21 protein-coding genes and 1 pseudogene are annotated in these 23931 nt (G+C 70.0%); 12 read left to right on the top strand and 10 right to left on the bottom strand.

What is annotated here, in order from left to right; all coding sequences use genetic code 11:
- Positions 1–139: 139 nt before the first annotated feature.
- Positions 140–979: pseudogene (gene rsgA, locus HC028_RS12485) on the bottom strand (GTPase RsgA); the annotation flags it as partial.
- Positions 980–1187: 208 nt separating this feature from the next.
- Between rsgA and HC028_RS12480 the strand changes: the two are divergent.
- From HC028_RS12480 to HC028_RS12470, 3 genes are read left to right on the top strand one after another with little or no spacing between them, the layout of a single operon-like run.
- Positions 1188–1898: a maleylpyruvate isomerase family mycothiol-dependent enzyme gene (locus tag HC028_RS12480; protein WP_168076703.1), complete on the top strand. Its 711-nt coding sequence runs from the start codon at positions 1188–1190 to the stop codon at positions 1896–1898.
- A gap of 10 nt (positions 1899–1908) precedes the next feature.
- The gene (locus HC028_RS12475; protein ID WP_168076701.1) at positions 1909–2553 is read left to right on the top strand and encodes an MBL fold metallo-hydrolase; all 645 of its coding nucleotides are present in this window, start codon (positions 1909–1911) and stop codon (positions 2551–2553) included.
- Between the two features lie 28 nt (positions 2554–2581).
- Entirely contained in the window at positions 2582–3979 is a 1398-nt protein-coding gene (locus HC028_RS12470) for a N,N-dimethylformamidase beta subunit family domain-containing protein (protein WP_168076699.1), read from the top strand.
- Here HC028_RS12470 and HC028_RS12465 read toward each other — a convergent pair.
- From HC028_RS12465 to HC028_RS12455, 3 genes are all read right to left on the bottom strand, one after another.
- Positions 3976–4731: a metal-dependent hydrolase gene (locus HC028_RS12465; protein WP_168076698.1), complete on the bottom strand. Its 756-nt coding sequence runs from the start codon at positions 4729–4731 to the stop codon at positions 3976–3978. The genes HC028_RS12470 and HC028_RS12465 overlap by 4 nt on opposite strands.
- Positions 4728–6404, bottom strand: a complete 1677-nt coding sequence (locus HC028_RS12460; protein ID WP_168076696.1) for a carbamoyltransferase family protein — start codon at positions 6402–6404, stop codon at positions 4728–4730. Before HC028_RS12460 ends, HC028_RS12465 begins: the two co-directional genes overlap by 4 nt.
- A gap of 131 nt (positions 6405–6535) precedes the next feature.
- The gene (locus HC028_RS12455; protein ID WP_203981235.1) at positions 6536–7750 is read right to left on the bottom strand and encodes an AI-2E family transporter; all 1215 of its coding nucleotides are present in this window, start codon (positions 7748–7750) and stop codon (positions 6536–6538) included.
- Positions 7751–7925: 175 nt separating this feature from the next.
- Between HC028_RS12455 and HC028_RS12450 the strand changes: the two genes are divergently transcribed.
- The 4 genes from HC028_RS12450 (at position 7926) to HC028_RS12435 (ending at position 12860) form a co-directional block, all read left to right on the top strand.
- Positions 7926–10043 carry a catalase gene (locus HC028_RS12450; RefSeq protein WP_203981236.1) on the top strand — a complete coding sequence of 706 codons (2118 nt, stop codon included), beginning with the start codon at positions 7926–7928 and terminating at the stop codon, positions 10041–10043.
- Between the two features lie 67 nt (positions 10044–10110).
- A complete protein-coding gene (mug, locus tag HC028_RS12445) occupies positions 10111–10659 on the top strand; it encodes a G/U mismatch-specific DNA glycosylase (RefSeq protein ID WP_168076694.1) in 549 nt (182 codons plus the stop codon).
- Between the two features lie 88 nt (positions 10660–10747).
- A complete protein-coding gene (locus HC028_RS12440; protein ID WP_205861366.1) occupies positions 10748–11101 on the top strand; it encodes an ankyrin repeat domain-containing protein in 354 nt (117 codons plus the stop codon).
- Between the two features lie 334 nt (positions 11102–11435).
- Entirely contained in the window at positions 11436–12860 is a 1425-nt protein-coding gene (locus tag HC028_RS12435) for an aldehyde dehydrogenase family protein (protein ID WP_168076690.1), read from the top strand.
- Positions 12861–12932: 72 nt separating this feature from the next.
- Here the strand turns inward: HC028_RS12435 and HC028_RS12430 are convergent, their stop codons facing one another.
- Positions 12933–13187, bottom strand: coding sequence for a DUF6158 family protein (locus HC028_RS12430; RefSeq protein ID WP_168076688.1), 255 nt, complete (start codon positions 13185–13187; stop codon positions 12933–12935).
- A gap of 119 nt (positions 13188–13306) precedes the next feature.
- On the opposite strand from HC028_RS12430, the gene HC028_RS12425 reads away from it, so the two are divergent.
- From HC028_RS12425 to HC028_RS12415, 3 genes are read left to right on the top strand one after another with little or no spacing between them, the layout of a single operon-like run.
- Positions 13307–13744 carry a phage holin family protein gene (locus tag HC028_RS12425; RefSeq protein WP_168076686.1) on the top strand — a complete coding sequence of 146 codons (438 nt, stop codon included), beginning with the start codon at positions 13307–13309 and terminating at the stop codon, positions 13742–13744.
- Complete coding sequence (locus tag HC028_RS27055) at positions 13741–14130, top strand: DUF3618 domain-containing protein (RefSeq protein WP_203981237.1); 390 nt, start codon at positions 13741–13743, stop codon at positions 14128–14130. Before HC028_RS12425 ends, HC028_RS27055 begins: the two co-directional genes overlap by 4 nt.
- Positions 14127–14429: a DUF4235 domain-containing protein gene (locus HC028_RS12415; RefSeq protein ID WP_308442035.1), complete on the top strand. Its 303-nt coding sequence runs from the start codon at positions 14127–14129 to the stop codon at positions 14427–14429. The genes HC028_RS27055 and HC028_RS12415 overlap by 4 nt, the downstream gene beginning before the upstream one ends.
- 75 nt (positions 14430–14504) lie before the next feature.
- Here HC028_RS12415 and HC028_RS12410 read toward each other — a convergent pair whose 3' ends face one another.
- Positions 14505–15395: a transglycosylase SLT domain-containing protein gene (locus HC028_RS12410; RefSeq protein ID WP_168076684.1), complete on the bottom strand. Its 891-nt coding sequence runs from the start codon at positions 15393–15395 to the stop codon at positions 14505–14507.
- Between the two features lie 151 nt (positions 15396–15546).
- Here HC028_RS12410 and typA point away from each other — a divergent pair, with 151 nt between their 5' ends.
- Positions 15547–17409 (top strand): translational GTPase TypA, encoded by a 1863-nt coding sequence (typA, locus tag HC028_RS12405; RefSeq protein WP_168076682.1) that lies wholly within the window; start codon positions 15547–15549, stop codon positions 17407–17409.
- A 24-nt stretch (positions 17410–17433) separates the two neighbouring features.
- Here typA and mptB read toward each other — a convergent pair whose 3' ends face one another.
- The 3 genes from mptB to HC028_RS12390 form a co-directional block, all read right to left on the bottom strand.
- Positions 17434–18981: a polyprenol phosphomannose-dependent alpha 1,6 mannosyltransferase MptB gene (gene mptB / locus HC028_RS12400; protein WP_168076671.1), complete on the bottom strand. Its 1548-nt coding sequence runs from the start codon at positions 18979–18981 to the stop codon at positions 17434–17436.
- Positions 18982–18993: 12 nt separating this feature from the next.
- The gene (locus HC028_RS12395) at positions 18994–19803 is read right to left on the bottom strand and encodes a tyrosine-protein phosphatase (RefSeq protein ID WP_168076669.1); all 810 of its coding nucleotides are present in this window, start codon (positions 19801–19803) and stop codon (positions 18994–18996) included.
- 141 nt (positions 19804–19944) lie between these two features.
- Positions 19945–20991, bottom strand: coding sequence for a TerC family protein (locus tag HC028_RS12390; RefSeq protein ID WP_168076667.1), 1047 nt, complete (start codon positions 20989–20991; stop codon positions 19945–19947).
- A 378-nt stretch (positions 20992–21369) separates the two neighbouring features.
- Here HC028_RS12390 and HC028_RS12385 point away from each other — a divergent pair, with 378 nt between their 5' ends.
- Positions 21370–21663 (top strand): antibiotic biosynthesis monooxygenase family protein, encoded by a 294-nt coding sequence (locus HC028_RS12385; RefSeq protein WP_168076665.1) that lies wholly within the window; start codon positions 21370–21372, stop codon positions 21661–21663.
- 114 nt (positions 21664–21777) lie between these two features.
- On the opposite strand, the gene uvrB is transcribed toward HC028_RS12385, so the two are convergent.
- The gene (uvrB, locus tag HC028_RS12380; protein WP_168076663.1) at positions 21778–23910 is read right to left on the bottom strand and encodes an excinuclease ABC subunit UvrB; all 2133 of its coding nucleotides are present in this window, start codon (positions 23908–23910) and stop codon (positions 21778–21780) included.
- Positions 23911–23931 lie beyond the last annotated feature (21 nt).

The following is a 23931-nucleotide window of genomic DNA, read 5'->3' as shown; positions in this document are numbered from 1 at the left end:
TCGTCCATCTATAGGAGCAACGAGAGGTTCCGGCCAGCGTCACGCCCTCAAGATCGTCCGGCTGCTCACACCCGTGGTCCGCTGGGGCCAGCTCAAGGTCGCTGTGGTCAGCTCAAGATCGCTGTGGTCAGCTCAAGATCGCTGTGGTCGGCACGTCGGCGAACGCGGTGTTCAGCCCCTCGACACCGCCGATCAGGCCGATTGCCCGTACCCCCGGGGTGTCGATCACCACCCCACCTCCCGGCACCGGGACCAGGGCACGGTACGTGGTGGTGTGCCGGCCCCGCCCGTCCGCGCGCAGCGCTTGTGTCGTCATGACAGCCGCCCCGGAAAGCGCGTTGACCAGGCTGGACTTGCCCGCGCCCGAGGGGCCGAGCAGACCGAGGGTCCGCCCGTACTCGACATGACGCCGCAGGTCGGCCACGCCGTCGCCGGTACGCGTACTGACCAGGTGTACCGGTACATCGGGGGCTGCCGCCGCAAGCTGGGCGGCGACCGCGTCAGGCCGCGGCACCAGGTCGGCCTTGGTGAGGACGAGTACAGGCCGGGCTCCCGACTCGAAGGCGAGGGCGAGCAGCCGCTCGATGCGCCCGGTGTCCGGGGCGGGATCGAGGGGTTCGACCACGGCCGCCACGTCCAGGTTGGCGGCGAGCACCTGACGGTGGGAGGCGGTGCCGGCGCTGGCCCGTACGACAGCGCTGCGCCGCGGCAGGACTGCTTCGACGGTCACCCGCCGGTCCGGCCAGGTGTGGACGACGACCCAGTCGCCCGTGCACGGAAGCGCGCCCGGATCGCTCGCGGCGGCAGCGAGGACCGAGCCCGCGAGGCTCGCCCGTACCGGGCCGGACTCCCCCAGTACCGTGCAGACACCCCGGTCGACCCGGGTGACCCTGCCGGGCCGGCGGGTGGGGCGGTCGTAGGCGGCGTAGGCGCCCGCGAAGTACGGGTCCCAGCCGAGGGACCCCAGGTCGAACGTCATCGTCTTCCTTGTCTGTGACGGCGTCTACGACGGTTGGCGAACGAGGTGGTTCAGGCATGCCATGCGCGAGCCACCTCCCTTGATGACCGGTCTGACGATGAACGCGTTCGACCTCGACGGTAGGGCTCCACCAGGGGAAACGAAACCGAATATCGCGACCCTCCGGCGGCCGAGCGCGGTGATCCGGGCCGGGCTTAGAGTGGTGGACATGACCGCCGACCCGCTCGTGCTCCTTCCTGAGATCGACCGGGCAACGGCCCGGCTGCTCGAGACGACGCGCAGGCTCGACGACGCCGCGGTCACCGGAGGGTCGCTGCTGCCCGGCTGGACCCGCGGGCATCTCCTGACCCATCTCGCGCGCAACGCCGACGCCTGCGTCAACCTGCTGACCGGCGCTCGGACCGGGGCGGATACGCCGGCCTACCCCAGCGACGAGCACCGCACCGCCGACATCGAGGCGGGCGCTCGGCGACCGGTCGCCGAGCAGGCCAGCGACCTGGCGGCAGCGGCCGAGCGCTTCGACGCCGCGGTCGCGCAGCTGCCGCCGGCGGCCTGGACCGCCACCGTGCGCTGGCGCGGCGGTCACACCCGGCTGGCCGCCTACATTCCGTGGGCGCGGCTGTCGGAGGTCGAGCTTCACCACGTCGACCTGGACGCCGGATATCGGCCAGCCGACTGGCCCGACGCGTTCGTGCACCGACTGCTGCACGACCTGGTCGCCGACCTCGCCGAATCGATGGCGCCGGTGCGGTTGCACGCCACCGACCTCGAACACGAACTGACCATCGGCACCGACCCGGCCGTGACCGTGAGCGGGAGCGGGCACGGGATCGCCGCGTGGCTCAGCGGCCGCGCCGATGGCGCCGACCTGACGGTGACGCCCGAGGGGCCGCTGCCGACCGTACCGATCTGGAAGTGAGAGTGTTGCTGTGACCTATACCGGACAGGTCTCCCCCGGCGGCGCGCCGGACGTTCGTGAACTCGCCGAGCTGACCATCATCAAGATCTCGGTAGGCCCCATGGATAACAATGCCTACCTGCTGCGCAGCGCCGGCGAGCAACTCCTCATCGACGCGGCGAACGAGCCGAACCGGCTGCTGTCGCTGCTCGGCGAGGGCGGCCTGCAAACGGTGGTCACCACACACCAGCACTTCGACCACTGGCAGGGGCTGCACGACGTCGTCGGCCTCACCGGCGCCGAGTCGCTGGCGCACGAGGCCGACGCGCCGGAGATCCCGATCGTGACCCAGACCCTGAAGGACGGCGACCGGGTACGGGTCGGAGACGCCGAACTGGAGGTCATCCACCTCGTCGGGCACACCCCTGGTGCGATCGCGCTGCTCTACCGCGACCCGGCCGGTCATCCGCACCTGTTCACCGGCGACTCGCTGTTCCCCGGCGGCCCCGGGCGGACGACGTCACCGGAAGACTTCACGAGTCTCATGGACGACCTGGAGAACAAGATCTTCGGGCGGCTGCCGGACGAGACCTGGTTCTACCCGGGCCACGGCAACGACAGCACCCTGGGCGCCGAGCGGCCGTCGATCCCGGAGTGGCGCGCCCGGGGGTGGTGACACCGGGAGATGTGACCACGAATCGGCCATGATCTACGGCTACCCCGAGTACCCCACCGTGTCGGCGGGCAGCGAGCTCACGCTGCGCGTGTCGACGGACGCACCCGAGTTCCGCGTCGACTTCTACCGGTGGGGTGCCAGGGTCGCGCCGCACGGACGCTCACCGTGGCACCGTGGGCACAACCTGCCGGCCCACCTGCCCTACCAGGACTGGGGCCGGCCCGGCCCCGGCCTGCACGGCGAAGAGTTACCGGGCTGGCCGGCCTATCCGTTCGCTGTACCGCGCGACTGGCCGCCGGGCGTCTACATCGCCGTCCTGGTCGAGGGCGACGGCAGCGGCAACCCCGTGGCGCCGCCCGACCGCCGCGCCGGTGACGCACGCGATGCGCGCGCGCTCTTCGTCGTCCGCCGCCCGGCCCCCGCAGCGGCGATCCTGTACAAGGTTCCGCTGCTGACCTACCACGCGTACAACCAGGTCACGCCGCACCGGTACGACCGCACCACCCACCGGGGCGGCTGGTGCCTGTACACGCTGCCCAGTCCCCAGGCGTTGCCGGTGCCGGTGCCGGCGACGGTCTCGGTGCGCCGGCCCGGCGGCGGCACCGGCGGAACCCCATGGGACATCGGCAACTTCGACCCGTTCGACCCGGCGACACCACGCCAGACGTTCGCCCACTGGGATGCGCCCTTCATCGCCTGGCTGGAGCGCGCCGGTTACCGGGTCGACTACTGCACGGACCTCGATCTCCACGACAGCGCCGGACCGGGGTCGCTGCGCGGGTACCGCCTGCTGCTGAGCGCCGGGCACGACGAGTACTACAGCGACGCGATGCGGACGAACCTGGAACGCTTCGTCCACGATGGTGGCAACGTCGCCTTCTTCGGCGGCAACACCTGCTGGTGGCGGGTCACGTTCGACGACCGGTTCAGCTTCCGCCGGGTACACAACTGGTCGGACACCTCCCAGCCGGAGAACTCGCTGACCGGCGTCAGCTTCAAAAACGGCGGAGAACGGGATGTCGACCGGAGCCCGCTCCCGGTGGGCTACCGAGCCCAGCACACCGACCACTGGGTGTACGCGGGGACCGGCCTGCGCGACGGGGACAGGTTCGGCGACCGGCCGGACGAGTACCTCGTCGGGTACGAGTGCGACGGCGCGCACTTCGACCGCGGGCGGCTCGCACGCGGGCTGCCGGCACGGCCGACCGGCGACGACGGCACGCCGGAGAGCTTCACGATCCTCGGCGTCGGTGACCTCACCGGCAGCGGGTGGGGACGGGGAAACCGGGCCGCGACGATGGGGCTGCTCACCAACCACGGCAACGTCTTCACCGCCGCCACGACCGACTGGCCCCGCCTCCTCGCACGAGGGGAGCCCGTGGTCGAGCGGATCACCCGTAACGTGCTGGACCGGCTCGCCAGCTAGGCACCGCCCCACGCGAGGCTCTGCCCCGGGCTCATCTCGATCATCTCGACGTCGCGCAGCCCGATGGCGTCCAGGGCCTGGCGGAACGCCGCCGGCGCGCCCCGGGACCCGGGCGTGATCCCGTAGTGCATGGGAACGACCTGGCCGACCTTGAGCAGGCGGGTCGCCACGGCCGCCTCGGCCGGCCCCATCGTGTGCTGGTCGCCCATCGGCAACAGGGCCAGGTCCGGCTGGTACACCTCGTGGATGAGCTCCATGCCCGGGAACGCCGCTGTGTCCCCGGCGTGGTAGATCCGACTGCCGTTGGAGAACTGGAGGACGTAGCCTGCCGCGACTCCGACGTACGCCCCCGGGTCGTCGTCGACGCTCGAACTGTGCTCGGCCGGCGTCATTGTTATCCGCACGCCTTCGATGTTCACGATTCCGCCGACGTTCATCGTCCGCAGCCCCTTGAGCCCGCGCGACCGTAGCCAGTTCCCCAGTTCCGCCACGGCAATGATCTTCGGGGCGCCGCGCCTGGCGATGGTGAACACGTCGCCGAGGTGATCGTGGTGGCCGTGCGTGATCAGGATCAGGTCGACCTCGCCGACGTCCTTGGCCTCCTGTGGACACAGGGGGTTGCCGTAGGTCCACGGGTCGACCAGCACCACCTTCGACTCCGGGGTGGTGAACCTGAATGTGGCGTGGCCCAGGCAGGTGATCTCGACGGGCTTGCCGATCACCTCGCCCCGCACCGGCCGCCCGGTCGTCATCTGTTCGGCAGCGGCGGCTCGATTTGCTTGCGTACCAGGTACGGCGGCATGGCGAGGGCGTGCATCGACGTCTGTTGCAGGCATGTGAGCGCTTCCTGAGGGGTCTCGACGAGGGGGTCGCCCTTGCGGTTGAGGGAGGTGTTCAGCAGTACGGGCACACCGGTGCGCGCGGCGAAGGCGTGCAGCAGCTCGTACAGGAACGGGGTGTTCTCGTCTTCCACGGTCTGCAGCCGCGCCGAACCGTCGACGTGCGTGATCGCGGGGAGCGCCGCGCGGTACGCCGGCCGGACGTCGGCCGCGTACTGCATGAACGGCGCCGGCCGGTCGACGTCGAAGATGGTGGCCGCCGCGTTGGCCAAGACGATCGGCGCGAGCGGTCGGAACCATTCGCGCCCCTTGACGTGTGAGTTGATGAACCGCTGCATGCCGGGCCGGCGGGCGTCGGCGATGATGCTGCGGTTGCCCAGCGCGCGCGGCCCGGACTCGCTCCGGCCCTGGTGCAGCCCGACCACCCGGCCGGACTCCAGCAGCCGCGCCACCTCGTCGACGAGGTCGACCGGCTCCTCGACGACCAGGTCCGACGGAGCGGCGCGCAGGGCCTCCTCGACCGTCCGCGCGTCGAGATCGGGCCCGAGGAAATCGTTGACCCAGCGGAACTCGCTCGGCTCCCCGAGACAGTCGATCATCCCGTAGAGCGCGCAGCCGAGCGCGGTACCGCCGTCGTGGGGGCTGGGCGGGATGAAGACGGCGTCGAAGCCGCTGTCGTGCAGCAGCCTGCCGTTGGCCGTGCAGTTCAGCGCGGTCCCGCCGGCGAAGCAGAGGTTGGCCGCGCCGGTCTGGTCGTACAGCCAGTCGGCCACCCGCATCAGCGCGGTCTCGAACACCCGCTGGCCAACGGCGGCCAGGTTGGCGCAGTCGGAGAAGGAGCCGCTGCCGTCGGAGAAGAACGCGAACCGGGCGCGGTCGGCGAAGATCTCCAGCCACTCCGCGGGGATGGAGACCCGGTACTCGTCGACCCCCAACTCGGGCAGGGCAAACGCGTACGGCCGGCCGAACGGCGCGAGGCCCATCACCTTCCCTTCGTTCCCCTCACCCGGAAAGATGGTGCGGGTCAGCAGGTAGTAGAAGCAGCCGAGGCCCGCCGGCTCGGCCCAGTTGCCGTGCCACAGGTGCTTGCCCAGACACTCGACGCGCCCCCGCTCGCAGGAGTAGAACGACGCGACCTCCAGCAGGTCCGGGCCGGCGTCCGGAGCTGGGAAGGTCTCCGTGACGTCCTTTACCCGGCTGCCCTGCGCGTCCACCACCATCACGGCGGCGCGCTCGAACGGCGACGGGTAGAAGGCGCTGTACAGGTGCGCGAGGTGATGGGACAGCATGGCCACCCGTACGCCGTCGCGGAACGTCAGGCTCTGCGTGAGCTCGTCGCGGTAGGCCGGCAGCCGCTCGACCTCGCTGTCGGAGGAGTAGCACTCGACAACGAGGTCGACCGGTTCGCGTAGGGCGGGCAGGGCCGGCAGGTACAGGTTCGCCAGGTCGCCCAGTCGCCCCCAGTGGTGCTTGCGGCGGGTGATCCGCTCCTTCTGGATGCTGTACACAGTGGAGGGACCGGCGGCGACGGCGATGGACGCGTCCTGGGTGCGGTTGATTCCGATGACGGTGGGATCGTCACTCATCGCTTCACCCTCCAGCCCGGAGCCCTCGCGGGCCACAGGTCGCACGGAGATGGAGTCTTGCCGGACAATCACTCGCCGTTCCGGCCGGCCTACCCCCCGCTTCGGCGGGCCAAACCGCCACCGCCGGCGGGTCACATCCGGTCGAGGCGGGGGAAGACGACCTCGCGCAGCACCAGCCGGACGGCCGCCGCCACCGGAATGGCGATCAGTGCACCGATGATGCCGAGCGCGGCGCCGCCGAGCAGGACCGCGACGAGGGTGACGGTCGCGGGTACGTCGACGGCGCGTCCCATGACCCGCGGCACGAGCAGCCAGTCCTCGAGGTGCTTGTACACGACGAAGTAGACGGCGGTGGCGATCGCGACCGGCAGCGAGACCGTCAGCGAAACAAGGGTGACGATGAGCCCCCCAAGGATCGCGCCGACCACCGGGATCAGATCGAACAGCGCGACCATGAGCGACAGCAGCAGCGCGTACGGTACGCCCCAGGTGATCAGCCACCCGAACGTGAGGACACCCGCGACCAACGAGGTGATCAGGTTTCCCATCACGTACCCGCCGATCTTGGCGAAGATCTCGTCCCCGAGCAGGATCGCCCGGGGGCGCCGCCGCCGTGGGACGAGCCGGTAGATCAGCGCCCGGATCCTGGGCATGTCGGCCAGCAGGTAGACGGTCAATACCAGGACGGTGAGCGTGGACGCGAGGGCGTCCAGCACAATCACGCCGGCACCGAGCAACCCGCCGAACAGTTTGCTGCCTCCGGCCGTTTGCAGCGCTTCTGTCGCGCGTTCGCGTATGTGGTACTGGGTCTCCAGCCGCCCCAGCGCTGAGTGGGGGTCGTTCAGGTGCCGGAGATAGCCGGGGAACTCCCGAGCGAACTGGCCGGCCTGGGCGGCCAGTGGCGGGATCGCCACGGCGAAGAAACCGATGACAATGCCGATCAGGACCAGACTCACCGCGGTCACGGCCGCCCAGCGGGGCAGCCCGCGGCGGATCAACCACTGCACGGCGGGGTCGAGCCCGGCGGCCAGGAACAGCGCGAGCGCGATCAGGGCGATCACCCCGCCGGCCCGCAGCAGGATCTGGAGAAGGATGTACGTGGTGGCCACGCCGGCGGCGCCGAGCATCCCCACGATGTACGGCGAGCGGCGGTTGATCGGCGGCCCGGGTTCGCCCAGCTCGGGCTCGGGCTGGGCGCGACCCAGCACCCGCGCCCTGGCCTCGGCGGCCGTCCGTAGGTCGTCGGAGTCCGCGTCGGGCACCCCCACCGGCAGGGTCGTCTCGAAGGCCCGGACCGGGTCGCTGTTCTCGTCCCGCGATGCCGCCGCACTGCCCCGTTCCGGCACGGGGTCCACCTCCGTCACTGCCCGCGTGACAGCCGCGGGCGATGACGCGTAGCTACCCACCCACCCGGCCTCGACACCCTTGCGCAGGTGACGGGGTGCGTACGCGCAGGGTTGAACCGTTCCAATTGCGGTAGTAGGCGGTGACGCTTCTCCGTACCACCCCAAGGAGGCGGTCATGACTGCCCAGCGCCGCACCGACACCCCACCCGCGTCGATCAAGGACGAACAGCTCCGCGCGCATCAGGTCAACATGCGGGCGCACCTGACGACCGATCAGGGCATTCCAATCGACAACACGGACAACTCCGTGAAGGTCGGGGAACGCGGGGCGACCCTTCTGGAAGACTTCCATCTCCGCGAAAAGATCACCCGGTTCGACCATGAACGCATCCCCGAGCGGGTCGTCCACGCCCGGGGATCCGGGGCGCACGGCTACTTTCAGCCGTACGACGATTCGCTCGCCGAGTACACGACCGCGGAGTTCCTGACCGACCCGCTGATGGAGACGCCGATCTTCGTCCGGTTCTCGACGGTCCAGGGGTCGCGGGGCTCTCCGGACACGGTTCGCGACGTACGCGGCTTCGCCACGAAGTTCTACACCTCGCAGGGAAACTTCGACCTGGTCGCCAACAACTTCCCGGTCTTCTTCATCCAGGACGGCATCAAGTTTCCCGACGTGATCCACGCGGTCAAGCCGGAGCCACACAACGAGATCCCCACCGGCGCGTCGGCGCATGACTCGTTCTGGGACTTCGTTTCGCTGCAGCCGGAGACCATGCACACCGTCATGTGGCTGATGTCCGACCGGGCGATCCCGCGCAGCTTCGCCATGATGCAGGGCTTCGGCGTCCACACGTTCCGGCTCGTCAACGCCGAGGGCCACTCGACCTTCGTCAAGTTCCACTGGACCCCCAAGTCGGGCGTCAACTCCCTGGTCTGGAGCGAGGCCCAGGAGATAGCCGGGCACGACCCCGACTTCAACCGCCGCGACCTGTGGGAGCTGATCGAGGCCGGCCAGTTCCCCGAGTACGAGTTCGGGGTGCAGTTGATCCCCGAGAACGAGGCGGACCGGTTCGACTTCGACCTGCTCGACCCCACCAAGATCGTGCCGGAGGAGCTGGTGCCGGTCCGGCCGGTCGGCCGCATGGTGCTCAACCGCAACCCCGACAACTTCTTCGCGGAGACCGAGCAGGTCGCGTTCTGCGTACAGAACGTCGTGCCGGGCATCGGCTTCACCGACGATCCCCTGATGCAGGCGCGCCTGTTCTCGTACCTTGACACCCAGCTGACCCGGCTGGGCGGCCCGAACTTCGCCTCGATCCCCATCAACCGGCCGATCGTGCCCGTGGTCAACCACCAGCAGGACGGGTTCCACTTCGACGAGGTACCTGCCCGCGGGGCCAACTACCACCCGAACTCGATCAGCGAGGGCTACCCGAAGGACCGGGCGCCGAACGGGTACGTGCACTACCCGGAGTGGGAGGAGGGGCCCAAGCTGCGCAAGCGGCCGGAGAGCTTCGCCGACCACTACAGCCAGGCGACCCTGTTCTGGAACAGCATGTCGCCGTGGGAGAAGAAGCACATCATCGAGGCGTACCGGTTCGAGCTCGGCAAGGTCAGCCGCCGGTACATCCGGGAGCGCGTCGTCGACCACCTCAACCACGTCGACAACGACCTCGCCGTCGCCGTCGCCGTCGGCCTCGGCATCACCGAGCCGACCAAGGCGGTAGACAACCATGGCCGCAGTTCGCCGGCGCTCAGCCAGACCAGCAAGCGGGGCGTCAACGGGGTCAAGGGGCGCAAGGTCGCCTTCCTGGTCGCCGACGGCGTCAACCCGCAGAGCGTGACGGCGCTGCGCGAGGCGCTGGGCCGGGAGGACGCGGTGGTCGAACTCCTGGCGCCGGTCGACGGTGAGGTGGCCGGCTCGGACGGCACGAAGCTCCCGGTGGACCGGGCGCTCTCGACCGTCGCCTCGGTGCTCTACGACGCCGTCGTGGTGCCAGACGGGGCGGACGCCGCCGCGAAACTGCGGTCGAACGCGCTCGCGCTGCACTTCCTCGCCGAGGCGTACAAGCACGCCAAGCCGCTCGGCGTGCTCGGCACGGGCGCGTCGCTGCTGGAGACCGTCCACCTGCCGCCGTTCGTGAACGGATTCAACGGCAAGCAGGCGGCCGCGGGGGTCGTGGCCCACGGAGACTCGGGAGCGCCGAACGACGAGTTCGTGACGGCGTTCGTGAAGGCCCTCGCAGCGCACCGGTTCTACGAGCGCCCGGTGGAGACGGTCGTCGCCTGACCCGTGGCGCAAGATCTGGGGCACCGGTCGGTGCCCAAGATCTCTGCGGCGTGGCTAGGGTTGCCGCGTGTCAGCCCGCCCCTCCCCCGCCGACCTCGACGCCGCGGCCGGTCGGGTCATCCCCGACGTCATCGCCCCCGACCTCGCCGTGCTGTTCTGCGGCATCAACCCGGGCCTGTGGTCGGCGGCCACCGGGCACCACTTCGCGCGCCCCGGCAACCGGTTCTGGCCGGCGCTGCACCGGGGCGGCTTCACCCCGCGTCAGTTTCGCCCCGACGAGCAGGACGAACTCCTCGCGTACGGGCTGGGCATCACCAACTTCGTGGAGCGCGGTTCGGCCCGCGCCGACGAGCTGACCCGCGACGAACTGGTCGACGGCGGCGCGGTGCTGGCCGCGAAGGTCCACGAATACCGGCCGCGCTGGCTGGCCGTACTGGGGGTCGGCGCGTACCGGACGGCGTTCGGGCAGCGTACGGCGAAGGTGGGTGCGCAGCCGGAGCGGATCGGCGCCACCCCGGTCTGGGTGCTGCCGAACCCGAGCGGGCTCAACGCCCACTACACCCTCAACCGGCTCGCGGCGGAGTTCGCGGCGCTGCGGGAGGCGGTCGAGCGATAGGCCGCGCGAGCGATCGAGGCAGGCTCCGTCATAGGCTAGGCACGTGGCTGACCAGTTGGACGAAGAGACCCTCGCATTCGCGCACCGCATGTTCGACCTGGCCCGCTCCGGGCTCACCGAGGAGCTCGCCGCACAGGTCGACGCCGGTCTGCCGGTCAACCTCACCAACGACTCCGGCGACACCCTGCTGATCCTCGCCGCCTACCACGCGCACCCCGACACCGTCGCGGCCCTGGTGGAGCGGGGAGCCGACGTGAACCGCGTCAACGACCGGGGACAGACGGCACTGGGCGCCGGAGTGTTCCGCCAGTCGCGGGAGATCGTGACGACGCTACTGGCGGCCGGGGCCGACCCGACCGTCGGCGGCCAGTCGGCGATCGCCACGGCCACGTTCTTCGATCTGCCCGAGATGCTCACGCTGCTGCGTGGCACCTCCTCATGACGAGGTCACAGCCGAAAACGACGAACGCCTTCTTCCACATACCTACCTCCCGGCTCGTTTGTCCCGGGGAGGGAGCGTACGGACAGTGAAAGAATTGACACTTCCCGTTTTCGCACTGTCCAATCCGGCCACTGTGGACGGAGTCCGCACGGAAGGCTGTTCCGCACCACCCGACCAAGCGAGTACGACCGGACTGTCAGGGGTGGCCGTTAGGGTCAGCCCTCCAGTCCGCTGTGGATAGGGCGCGCAGACGGGTGGAGATGGCGGACCGCGCCGAATGGTGATCCGGTCGGCTCGGCGTTTGCATTCCATCGAATCGGGACATGTACCCGCCATGACCGACACCGAAAAGCTTGTCCATCGGGAGTGGTCCGCCGCCGAGAGCACCCGGCGCATCACCATCACCAATCCGGCCGACGGCCAAGAGCTCTTCGCCGCGCCGGTAGCCTCTCCCGCCGAGGTGGACACGGCGGTCGGCGCGGCGCGGTCTGCCGCGGCCGAGTGGGCACGCACTGCCGCGGCCGAGCGCGCCGCCGCGGTCCACCGTGCCGCTGACGCCGTGGCGGCGCGCGCGGACGACCTGGCCCGGCTGACGACGCTGGAGATGGGCAAGCCGCTGGGCGATGCCCGTGGCGGGGTGGACGCGGGCGTGGGGACCCTGCGCCAGTACGCCGAATTGGGCCCGGTGCACCGTGGCCGGTCGCTCAACGGCGGTTTCGGTGCCACCGACCTGATGGTGTACGAGCCGCGGGGCGTGGTCGCGGCGATCACCCCCTGGAACGACCCGGTCGCCGTCTCCTGTGGGCTGATCGGCGCGGCCCTGGTCACCGGCAACACCGTGGTGTACAAGCCGAGCGAGCGCACCCCGGCGACCGGCTGGCTGCTCGCGCGGATCCTGTCCGAGCACCTGCCCGCCGGCGTCCTCAACCTGCTCCTCGGCGACGGAGCAGTCGGCGCGCGGCTGGTGGAACAGCCGGTCGACGTCGTCGCGCACGTCGGCGCATGCGCGACCGGGCGGGCGATCGCCCGCGCGGCCGCCGGTACGCGTACCAAGGTGCTGTTGGAGAACGGCGGCAACGACCCCCTCATCATCGATGCCGATGTCGACCCGGAGTGGGCGGCCGCCCAAGCGGCGCTGGGCGCCTTCGCCAACGCCGGGCAGATCTGCGTGTCAGTGGAGCGGATCTACGTACACGAGGCGATCGCCGACCCGTTTCTCGCCGCCCTCGCTGCGCGGGCGGAGGCGCTGCGGATGGGGCCGGGGCTGGAGGCGGGCACCGAACTCGCACCGCTCGTCGACCGCCGGCTGCGCGAGCACGTTCACGGCCACGTGGAGCAGGCGGTCGCCGGTGGCGCCAAGCTGCTGGCCGGCGGCGACGTTCCGGAGGGGCCTGGTGCCTACTACCCGGCGACGGTGCTCGCGGGCTGCACCGACGACATGGCGGTGATGCGAGAGGAGACCTTCGGACCGGTCGCGCCCGTCGCGGTGGTGGGCACGTTCGACGAGGCGCTTGCGCGCGCCGGCCAGGGCGAGTACGGGCTGGCGGCGACGGTGCTCACCCGTGACCTCGCTCATGCCATCCGCGCGTCGCGGGAACTTCCCGCCGGCACTGTGAAAGTCAACAACGTGTTCGGCGGGGCGCCCGGTGGCGCCGCCCATCCCCGCCGGGCAAGCGGTCAGGGGTACGGGTACGGGCCCGAACTGCTCGACGAGATGACCCAGACGAAGGTGGTCCATCTCGGAGCGCCGCCGGCCTGAGACGGTAAGCGGGCGATGGTCCCTACCGTCGCCCGCTTACCGCGCCGATACGTCGAGCGTCACGGCGATGGTTCAGTCATCTTGCCGCAGCCGATGCGGATCGACCTCGCGGTCCGGAAAGCGTCGCAGGTACTCCCGCTCCAATTCGGCGGTGCGCCGGTCGTGGTGGGCCAGCGCGTCATCAGAGCCGTGGCGGAACGTGAGGTGCCGCCGATCGTGCAGGACACGCAGCTCGCGGAGCAGGTCGTCGGTGCTCAATGCCCCGGGCTCGACGCCAAGGCCGGGCCTGGCCACATCGTCGGGCGTTTCGTGGTAGGTCACATCCATCACTGTCCTCCTGTAGCGGCAACTCACCACAACGCATACCCCGTGGGAGCCGCTGACATTCGGTGATTAGCACCTGCCGCCCTGGGGAACCAACCGGTAAGGGCCCGAAAGGAGCCACGATGACGAACCTGATGAACCAAGAACGGACCGCCGAACGAGTCGACGGCCGGTCCACCGCCGAGCTGGTGAAGCTCGCGTCCGAGCAGGTCACGCACCTGGTCCGCGACGAGCTGCGGCTGGCGCAGCTCGAGCTCAGCCGCAAGGGCAAGCAGGCCGGCGTCGGGGCCGGCATGTTGGGCGCCGCCGGTATCGTGGCGTTCTACGGCGGAGCCGGTCTGCTGGCGACTGTCGTGCTGCTCCTCGCGCTGGTCATGCCCGCCTGGCTGGCCACCCTGATCGTCGGGGTCGTGCTGATGGCCATCGCGGGGGTGATGGCGATGCTCGGCCGCGCACAGGTCAAGAAGGCGACCCCACCGGTACCCAGGCGGACAGTGGACAGCCTGAAGGAGGACATCGAGACCGTCTCGGAGGCGGTCAAGGAGAGGGGAGTTCGATGACGACGCCAGACGCCTCGGACGGTGCGGCGAGGTCGCCTGACCGGCCGTCTCCGGACCGGCCGGAGCGCTCCGCGCCGCCGAGCGATGTCGACGAGCTACGAGCGGACATCGAACACACCCGCGCCGAACTCGGCGAGACCGTACAGGCGCTGGCGGCCAAGGTGGACCTCAAGGCCCGGCTGCAGGAGACCGCCGACGAGGCCAAAGCGCGGGTACGGGAGGGGATCCAGAGCGCGGCCGTCGAGGCCAGGACGGCGGCGGTCGAGGCGCCCGAGAAGGCCCAGGAGCTGGCGTCCCGGGTGCGCCGGAACCCGGTCCCCCTCGTCGTGGTGGTGGGCGCCGCCGCGCTGGTCGTGTGGTTCATGCGGTGGAGGAGGAGTAGGTGAGCAACAAGCGCACTACGGGCGACCGGGACGGCGACCCCATGGCCAAGGCGCTCTACAAACCGCTCAGCCTCGCCGTCGGGGTCGCCGGGGGTGTCCTGGCCAGCGTCGTGTTCAAGCAGGTGTGGAAGAAGATCAGTGGCGAGGAGGAGGCTCCGCACGCCAGGTCTGAGGATTACACCTGGGCCGAGGTGCTGACCGCGGCCGCGCTCCAGGGTGCGATCTTCGGCCTGGTGAAGGCCGCGGTCGACCGGAGCGGCGCGGCGGGCTTCCGAAAGCTGACCGGCACGTGGCCTGACTGATCGCCCACTCGACGCCGTGATCGGGGTGGTGAACCGGAGTCCGGTTCACCACCCCGATCACGTACGCGGGGTCGGCTAAGAAGCGGCGAGGCACGGGCAGTTGGTCATCAACGCCTCCACGTTGTTGACGTACTGCCAGTTGGGGATGCCGGCCTCACCCTGGTCCGGATGGACCGCGCCGGGCCCGTAGTTGTACGCGGAGACCACGCTGTCCAGCAGCGAGACGCTCCCCGCCGGCGCCGGGACCGACAGGTCGTAGTTGCTCTCGTAGTACGCGTCCCCGAAGTACTTGACCAGCCAGGACAGGTACTCGCCGCCGAGCATGATGTTGCCCGTGACCGTGTGGACGTCGTAGTTCTTGGGGGCGAACCGGTCGTTCAACCAGGTCGCCGTGTCTGGCATGATCTGCATCGTGCCGATGCCGCCGTCACAGGCCAGGATCGCCGACTGCCAGCCACTCTCCTGCCACGCCACGGCGTACATGAGGTTCTCGGGAATCCTGATCTGCGGGGCGCTGTTGTACCAGAAGCTCGTGCCGGCGACGGTGTCCAGCGCGGCACGGACGTCGGATTTCGGGGCGTTCGTACCGGTATAGCTCGGGCACTTCGCGCCGGGCGGCGGCGACGTGGGCCGCGGTCCCGGCTGGTGCGGGGGCGGTGGCAGCGGCTGCGCCGCCTTGACCGGATCCCGCGAGGGCGTCACGGCCGCGGGCTTGGCCGTCCGGGTCGGCTTCGGCGTCACGGACGGGCGGGCCGATGCGGTCGGTGCGATCGGCGCGGCCGGCGCGGCCGTGGGGCTGGCGGCCGGAGTTGGAGTGGCGCTCGCCTCCCCGTAGGGCTCTCCAGCGGACCGGCCGTGGAGATCGACTGCGCCACCTCGAGTGTCGCGGGCACAGCCGGCCACCACGAGCAGTCCGGCGAGCACCGCCGCCGCACCCATGATTTTCACCCGTCTGCCGGAGCCCATCCCCGATACCTCTTCCCCGGCGCGCGGGCACGTTACCGTTGACGCCGTCAGCGCGCTACCCGCACCGAGTTCAGCTGTCCCCGCCGCCGGTCCCCGGCGGCGCTATCCACCCCGGCATCAGCCGATGATCACATCCAGGACAATAACGCATATGCAGACCCGCTCCGATCTTCGTAACGTCGCAATCGTCGCCCACGTCGACCACGGCAAGACCACCCTGGTCGATGCCATGCTCCGGCAGTCCGGCGCATGGCACTCCCGGGCCGAGATGGCCGACCGGGTCATGGACTCCATGGACCTCGAACGGGAGAAGGGCATCACGATCCTCGCCAAGAACACCGCGGTCCGTTACCACGGACCCGACGGCGAGGACGTCACCATCAACATCATCGACACCCCGGGCCACGCCGACTTCGGCGGCGAGGTCGAGCGTGGGCTGACCATGGTCGACGGCGTCGTCCTGCTCGTCGACGCGAGTGAGGGTCCCCTCCCCCAGACCCGGTTCGTGCTGCGCAAGGCGCTCAAGGCCCGGCTGCCGATCATCCTGGTGATCAACAAGGTGGACCGCCCCGACGCGCGGATCAAGGAGGTCGTCGACGACACGTACGAGCTCTTCCTCGATCTGGACGCCGACGAGGCGCAGATCGACTTCCCGATCGTGTACGCCTGCGCCCGCGACGGCCGCGCCTCGCTCAACCAGCCCGACGACGGCGGCCAGCCCGACTCCGACAACCTGCAGCCGCTGTTCCAGACCCTGCTCGACACCATCCCGGCGCCGTCCTACACCGAGGGCGCCCCGCTGCAGGCCCACGTGACCAACCTCGACGCCTCGCCGTTCCTCGGGCGGCTGGCGCTGTGCCGCGTCCACGAGGGCACCATCCGCAAGGGCGAGACCGTGGCCTGGCTGCGCGAGGACGGCTCGACCGAGCGGGTACGCATCTCCGAACTGCTCATCACGGAGGCGCTGGAGCGCAAGCCGGCCGAGGAGGCGGGGCCGGGCGACATCATCGCGGTCGCCGGTATCCCCGAGATCATGATCGGTGACACCCTCGCCGACCCGGAGAACCCGCAGCCGCTGCCGCGGATCACCGTCGACGAGCCGGCCATCTCCATGACCATCGGCACCAACACGTCGCCGCTCGCCGGCCGGGTCAAGGGCGCGAAGGTGACGGCCCGGCTGGTCAAGGACCGTCTCGAACGGGAGCTCATCGGTAACGTCTCGCTGCGCATCCTGCCGACCGAGCGCCCCGACGCCTGGGAGGTACAGGGCCGCGGCGAGCTGGCGCTGGCCATCCTGGTCGAGCAGATGCGCCGCGAAGGCTACGAACTGACCGTCGGCAAGCCGCAGGTCGTCACCCGCGAGATCGACGGCAAGGTACACGAGCCGGTCGAGCGGCTGACCATCGACGCGCCCGAGGAGTACCTCGGCGCGATCACCCAGCTGCTCGCCACCCGCAAGGGCCGCATGGAGCAGCTGATCAACCACGGCACCGGCTGGGTCCGGATGGAGTGGCTGGTCCCGGCGCGCGGCCTGATCGGCTTCCGCACCGAGTTCCTCACCGACACCCGGGGCACCGGCATCCTGCACCACGTCTTCGAGGGCTACGAGCCGTGGTTCGGCGAGCTGCGCACCCGGGCGACCGGATCGCTGGTCGCCGACCGCGCCGGGGTGGCCACCCCGTTCGCCATGATGAACCTCCAGGAGCGCGGCACGATGTTCGTCGAGCCGACCACCGAGGTGTACGAGGGAATGATCATCGGCGAGAACTCCCGCGCCGACGACATGGACGTCAACATCACCAAGGAGAAGAAGCTCACCAACATGCGCGCGTCCACCAGCGACGAAACCGAGAAGCTGATCCCGCCGCGGAAGCTGTCGCTGGAGCAGGCCCTGGAGTTCTGCCGCGAGGACGAGTGCGTGGAGGTCACGCCGGAGACGGTACGGATCCGCAAGGTGCACCTGGACCACAAGGAGCGCGAGCGGATCTTCCGCCGCCGGGCTCACTCCAACTGATCCGACGCCACAAAGAGGCCGGGGTCAGCGCTTCACGGCGCTGGCCCCGGCCTCTTGTCGGGTGCGCCCCATCGATGCTGCGCGGCTGCGGCTGATCGCCCACACCGCGAGCGCGAGCAGGGCGACGACCTCGGCGATCACGCCCGGCCAGCGGGTGACGATCGCGAGGTTCAGGCTGTTGGGCAGGACGACAAAGCTGAGCACACCGACCACCACGGCGACGGCGCGTACGACCCGGCCGCTCGCCGCGGCGGCGAGCACGGCCGCCGGGGTCACCACATACCAGGGGTAGACCACCGGCGCGAGAACCACGGTCGCCGCGAGAGCCGCACCGGCCGCCGCGGTGACGGCCCGGAGGTTCCCGGATCGGGCGGCCCACCACCACAGCGCCAGCAGGACCGCCGGCAGCGCGCCGTACAGCGCGACGGCGCGCGCCACCTCGACTGAGGCGGGGACACCGGACAGCGAGAATCCGCCCACCACAGCACCCACGACCGCGCCCACCGCGCTGGGCGGTGACATCCAGGACACCGGCTGGTGGGAGACGGGCAAGGCAGCCGTCCAGCCCAGGTCCAGGCCGGCGGCGAGCGTCAGCGCGGTGAAGGCGGCAGCGGCGGCCGCGCCGACGGCCAGCATTGCCCGCACCCACCTGTGCCCGACCGTGCGCGTCGACGCGCTTCGCGACGCCACGACCGCGAGCAGGACGGCGAAGGGCAGCACGACGACGGCGGTCGCCTTCACCGCGACGGCGACGCCGACCACCGCAGCGCCAGGGACGGCGCGCCCGCCGGCGACGAGCGCCAGCCCGGCGACGACGAGGCCGGCGGTGAGCGCGTCGTGGTGCGCACCGCCGACCAGATGGACCAGCACCACCGGGTTGGCCAGCCCCAGCCAGAGCGCGGTGGCCGGGCGGGCACCGCAGCGGGCGGCGAGGGCCGGCAGTCCGATCGCGAGCAGCACCAGGCCGGCGACCGCGGCGAACCGCAGCATTGCCACAGCACCCAACAGCGAGCCGTGCGCGGCGGCAGCAGCCACCAGGACGGCGACCGGACCGTACGGTGCGGGCTGGCCGCGCCAGATCGGCGGCACGGCCGTCAGCCACCGGCACGGCAGGGCGGACGGCCCCACCCGGTACGGGTCGGCCCCGGCCAGGTAGGCCTGCCCCTGGCAGGCGTACGAGTAGACATCATGGCTGGCGAGCGGCGCAGCCACCAGCAGCGGCACCGCCCACAGCGCCGCGGTGACGATGACCGCTCGGGGGGTCACCCGGCGGTGGCGCACCTCCCTGCCCAGCACCCACCACGCGGCCACCAGCACCGCCATCGCCACCAGCCACAGCCCGAGGCCGACCCGGTGCCAGACCAGCCCGGGCAGCATCGGCGCCCCTGCTGCCAGTTGGTGGGGCTGCTGCCACGGCAGCGCACCGACGGACCACGACAGCAGCGCCATGAGCGTCGTGGCGGCCAGGCCGGCGTACCGCGCCACAACGGCGGATCGGGCGCTTCTCCTCGCGGGCTGCCCCGCCGGGTCGTCCTCCCGGCAGTGCGATTCGGCGTTCGGCTGGATCGGCATGCGCCCGGGCACTCAGGGCCGATCGAGTAACAGGTCGCGGAGGGCGTCGGCGGTGTCGGCGTCCACGCCGAGCGCATCGCGCACGTACCGCTCCATGCCGCCGTACCGCTGCTCCACCTCGCCGTACGCGGCTGCCAGGTACTCCGGGCGTACCTCAAACAGCGGCAGCAGCACCTCCGGCTGCACCAGGCGCCCCTTCGCCCGCATCGCATCCATGATCGCTACATGGGTGGCCCGGGAGTAGCCGTTCGTGGCCAGATAGTCAGCCGTGATCGTGTCCCGGTCCACCCCGACGATGCTGAGCAGGACCGCCGCCAGCCAGCCAGTACGATCCTTGCCGGCGCTGCAGTGGAACAGCAGCGGCTCGCCGGCGGCATCGGCGACCGCCCGGATCGCGACGGCGAACCCGGCGGTGGCACCCTCGTCACCCACCATCCAGCGGTACAGCTCGACCATCGCGCCCGGCGAGCCGTCGACCCCGGCGACGGGCGTCGCCGCGACGTCGTGCCCCATCAGCACCGCCGACACGTACGTGAAGACCGGGTGCTCGGGATCGAACACCGGGATGTGGCGTACCCGCGGTGCGGGGTCGGTGGGTAACCGGTCCGGCGGGGCGGTCTCGATCTCGCTCGTGTCGCGCAGGTCCACGACGTGGGCCAGCTTCCGTTCGGCCAGTACCGCCACGTCACCGTCGGTCAGGCGCCCCAGCGCGCTGGCGCGCATCAGCACGCCGGAGCGCAGGCGCCGGCCGTCGACGGTGACGATGCCACCTAAGTCACGGGTGTTGGGCGCACCGACCAGACCCAGACCGCGCTCGAGCATGCCGCCTCCGTTATGTCGTTTCCGCGAGAGACAGCCTGCCTTATGCGCCTTCGGCACACGACCGGGTGGGTACCCACACCGGGATCGCCGCCGACACCGACCCTCGGCCTGTTCGTGCGGCGGGATCCCGGGTCGGCGGAATCAGTCCGTGACGCGGTCCCGGTCGCGCGCCTCCTGGGCCGATTCCATCGTCGCGGCTGGGCCGATCAACTCGCGGCGGGCAACCGAGCGGGACTTGATGAGGCTGGCGACTGCCGTGATCGCGAGCGTACCAAGAATGACCGCGAGCGAAATCTGGGTCGAGATCTCCGGCGCCCAACCGACGTGCTCACCGCCGTTGATGAAGGGGACGTTGTTGTTGTGCAGCGCGTGGAAGACCAGTTTCACGCCGATGAACCCCAGCACCAGCGACAGCCCCACCGACAGGTAGACCAGGCGGTTGAGCAGGTCGCCGAGCAGGAAGTACAGCTGCCGCAGCCCCATCAGCGCGAACACGTTCGCCGTGAAGACGAGGTAGGGCTCCTGGGTCAGACCGAAGATCGCCGGAATCGAGTCGAGGGCGAAGATCAGGTCGGTCGTGCCGATGGCGATCATCACGATCAACAGCGGCGTGAGCAGCCGGCTCCCATTCACCTGGATCGTCATGCGCGCGTTGTTGTACCGGTCGGACATCGGGAGCATCCGGCGCGCCCACCGGATCATCACGTTCTCCTTGAACTCCTCGCCCTCGTCCTCCCCGCCGCTGGCGAGCTTGACCGCGGTGTACACGAGGAACGCGCCGAACAGGTAGAACACCCACTCGAAGCGGCTGATCGCGGCCGCGCCGACCGCGATGAACGCGCCGCGCATGAGCAGCGCCAGCACGATGCCGACCAGCAGCACCTTCTGCTGGGCGCTCCGCGGCACGGCGAAGCGGGCCATGATGATCACGAAGACGAAGAGGTTGTCGACCGAGAGGCTGTACTCGGTGATCCAGCCGGCGAAGAACTGCCCGGCATAGTCCCCGCCGTGTGCCGCCCAGACACCGATGCCGAACAGGACCGCCAGGCCCACGTAGAAGGTGATCCAGAGCGCGCACTCGCGAACGGACGGTTCGTGCGGGCGACGGCCGACGATCACCAGATCAAACAGCAGTAACGCGCCGAGAACGACGAGAGTGATAGCCCAAACCGAGGTCGAGACGTTCATATGGGTGCCCCTCCGGTAGACACATGCACGCCAACAGAACGCCGGGGCTTCCCGGCGCACCACGTGTGCAATTAGTGACTCCGGAGGTCTCTCCCGCCGCCTTAACCGGCGACCGGCGACGCCGGGCAACCGATGACCCGAAGGTCGTGGCCGCCGTGTTGACGACGTCGTCGCGAGGGAATACTCCCCTCCTTGTTCCGCCATTCTCCCCTACGGACCCCGACGGGGGCGAGCAGGGTCGCAAAAGATCGGATCGGCGTGTCGGATTAGACCTACGTCACCGCATTCGGTCAGCGCCCGCACGCGGCCGGCGCCCGGCTTTCGTCGACGCCCGCCCCGCCGCCCGTATCCACGGCCCTACATGGCAGGCTTGCCGGCATGGTGCTCGAAGTCGCGTTGATCGACGTACAAGAAGGCCGTGAGGACGAGTTCGCCGCGGCGTACGCCAAGGCCAGGACCTTGGTGGCGGACACCCCCGGCTGCCGCTCGGTGCGGATGACCCGGGGCGTGGAGACGCCGACCCGGTTCGTGCTGTTCGTCGAGTGGGACTCGGTCGAGGCCCACATCGAGAACTTCCGCGCCACCGACCGCTTCACCCAGTGGCGCGGGCTTATCGGGCCTTACTTCGACGGAGCGCCCCGGGTGGAGCACTTCGTGGACGTGCCGGCCTGAGCCTCGCGTCTTCCCCGGGTACGTGGCGATGATCGTCGCCACGTTCCGGGTGACGCGCACCTCGGTGGCGAGCAGGTGCGGATGGCGCAGCCAGTGCAGGCGCGCCCGGTCCGGTCAGCGCACGCCCGCCACGTCCATGCCCCGGAGCTCCTTCTTCAGCTCGCTGATCTCGTCGCGGATCCGGGCGGCCAACTCGAACTGAAGCTCGCGCGCCGCCGTCAGCATCTGCTCGTTGAGATCCTGGATGAGCTGCGCCAGGTCGGCACGGGCCATGCCCTCGCGCGACGGCGTCGCAGCGGCCTTGCGGCGCGATCGGGTCTCGGGCACCGGCGCCTTGCCCCGCGACATCTGCCGGCCGGAGCCGCCGACCATCGCACCGCCCGCGTCGTGGCCGGCCAGCACGCCCTCGGTGTCCTCCGACTCGCGGTAGATGTCGTCGAGGATGTCATGGATCTTCTTGCGCAGCGGCTGCGGGTCGATCCCGTTGGCCTTGTTGTACGCGACCTGCTTGGCCCGCCGCCGGTTGGTCTCGTCGATCGCGTGCGCCATGGAGGGAGTCACCTTGTCGGCGTACATGATCACTTGGCCGGAGACGTTACGCGCGGCGCGACCGATCGTCTGCACGAGGCTGGTGCCGGAGCGCAGGAAGCCTTCCTTGTCGGCATCGAGGATCGCGACCAGGCTCACCTCGGGCAGGTCGAGACCCTCGCGCAGCAGGTTGATGCCGACCAGGACGTCGTAGTCGCCGAGGCGCAGCTCCTTGAGCAGCTCCACGCGGCGCAGCGTGTCAACCTCCGAGTGCAGGTATCGCACCCGGATGCCGTGCTCGAGCAGGTAGTCGGTGAGGTCCTCGGCCATCTTCTTGGTGAGCGTGGTGACCAGGACCCGCTCGTCGCGCTCGGTGCGGACGCCGATCTCGTGTATCAGGTCGTCGATCTGGCCCTTGGTGGGCTTCACGATCACCTCGGGGTCGACCAGTCCGGTCGGCCGGATCACCTGCTCGACGTACTCCCCCTGGGCCTTGCCCAGCTCGTACGGGCCCGGGGTCGCCGACAGGTAGACGACCTGTCCCACACGGTCGGTGAACTCGTCGAAGCGCAGCGGCCGGTTGTCCATCGCGCTCGGCAACCGGAACCCGTGCTCGACGAGCGTCCGCTTGCGGGAGGCATCCCCCTCGTACATCCCGCCGATCTGCGGCACCGTGTTGTGCGACTCGTCGATGACGGTCAGGAAGTCGTCCGGGAAGTAGTCGAGCAGGCAGTGCGGCGCGCTGCCGGGCGCCCGCCCGTCGATGTGACGCGAGTAGTTCTCGATGCCGGAGCAGAACCCGACCTGGCGCATCATCTCGATGTCGTAGGTGGTGCGCATGCGCAGCCGCTGGGCCTCCAGGAGGTTGCCCTGCCGCTCCAGCTCCTCCAGCCGCTCGGCCAGCTCGGCCTCGATGTCACGGATCGCCCGCTCCATCCGCTCCGGACCGGCCGCGTAGTGGGTCGCCGGGAAGATCAGCAGTTCGTCGGTCTCCCGCAACTTCTCGCCGGTGAGCGGGTGCAGGTAGGACAGCTGCTCGATCTCGTCGCCGAAGAACTCGATGCGGATCGCGAGCTCCTCGTACGCCGGGATGATCTCCAGCGTGTCGCCCCGGACCCGGAACGTGCCGCGGTTGAACGCGATGTCGTTGCGGGCGTACTGCACGTCGACGAGGCGGCGAAGCAGTTTGTCGCGCTCCATCTCGTCGCCGACGCGCACCTTCACCGCGCGTTCCAAGTACTCCTGCGGGGTGCCGAGGCCGTAGATCGCCGACACGGTGGCGACCACGACGACGTCGCGACGGGTCAACAGGCTCATCGTCGCGGAGTGGCGCAGCCGCTCGACCTCCTCGTTGATCGAGGAGTCCTTCTCGATGTAGGTGTCGGTCTGCGGGATGTACGCCTCGGGCTGGTAGTAGTCGTAGTAGCTGACGAAGTACTCCACCGCGTTGTGCGGCATCAGTTCGCGGAACTCCTTGGCCAGCTGGGCGCAGAGCGTCTTGTTCGGCGCGAGGATCAGCGTCGGGCGCTGCAGCCGCTCGATCAGCCATGCCGTCGTGGCGCTCTTACCGGTGCCCGTCGCGCCGAGCAGCACCACGTGCCGGTCGCCGCGGCGGACCCACTTCTCCAGCCCTTCGATCGCGGTCGGCTGGTCACCGGAGGGCTGATATTCACTCACGACCTCGAAGCGGCGATCCAAGCGGGGAATGGCGAGCGTCATGGCACCAACGGTACGTCGTGG

Origin of the sequence: Planosporangium flavigriseum (assembly GCF_011947225.1) — a bacterium.
Classification (GTDB): domain Bacteria; phylum Actinomycetota; class Actinomycetes; order Mycobacteriales; family Micromonosporaceae; genus Planosporangium; species Planosporangium flavigriseum.
The sequence above is the reverse complement of the archived record's forward strand: the minus strand, read 5'-3'. Positions and strand labels throughout refer to the sequence as shown.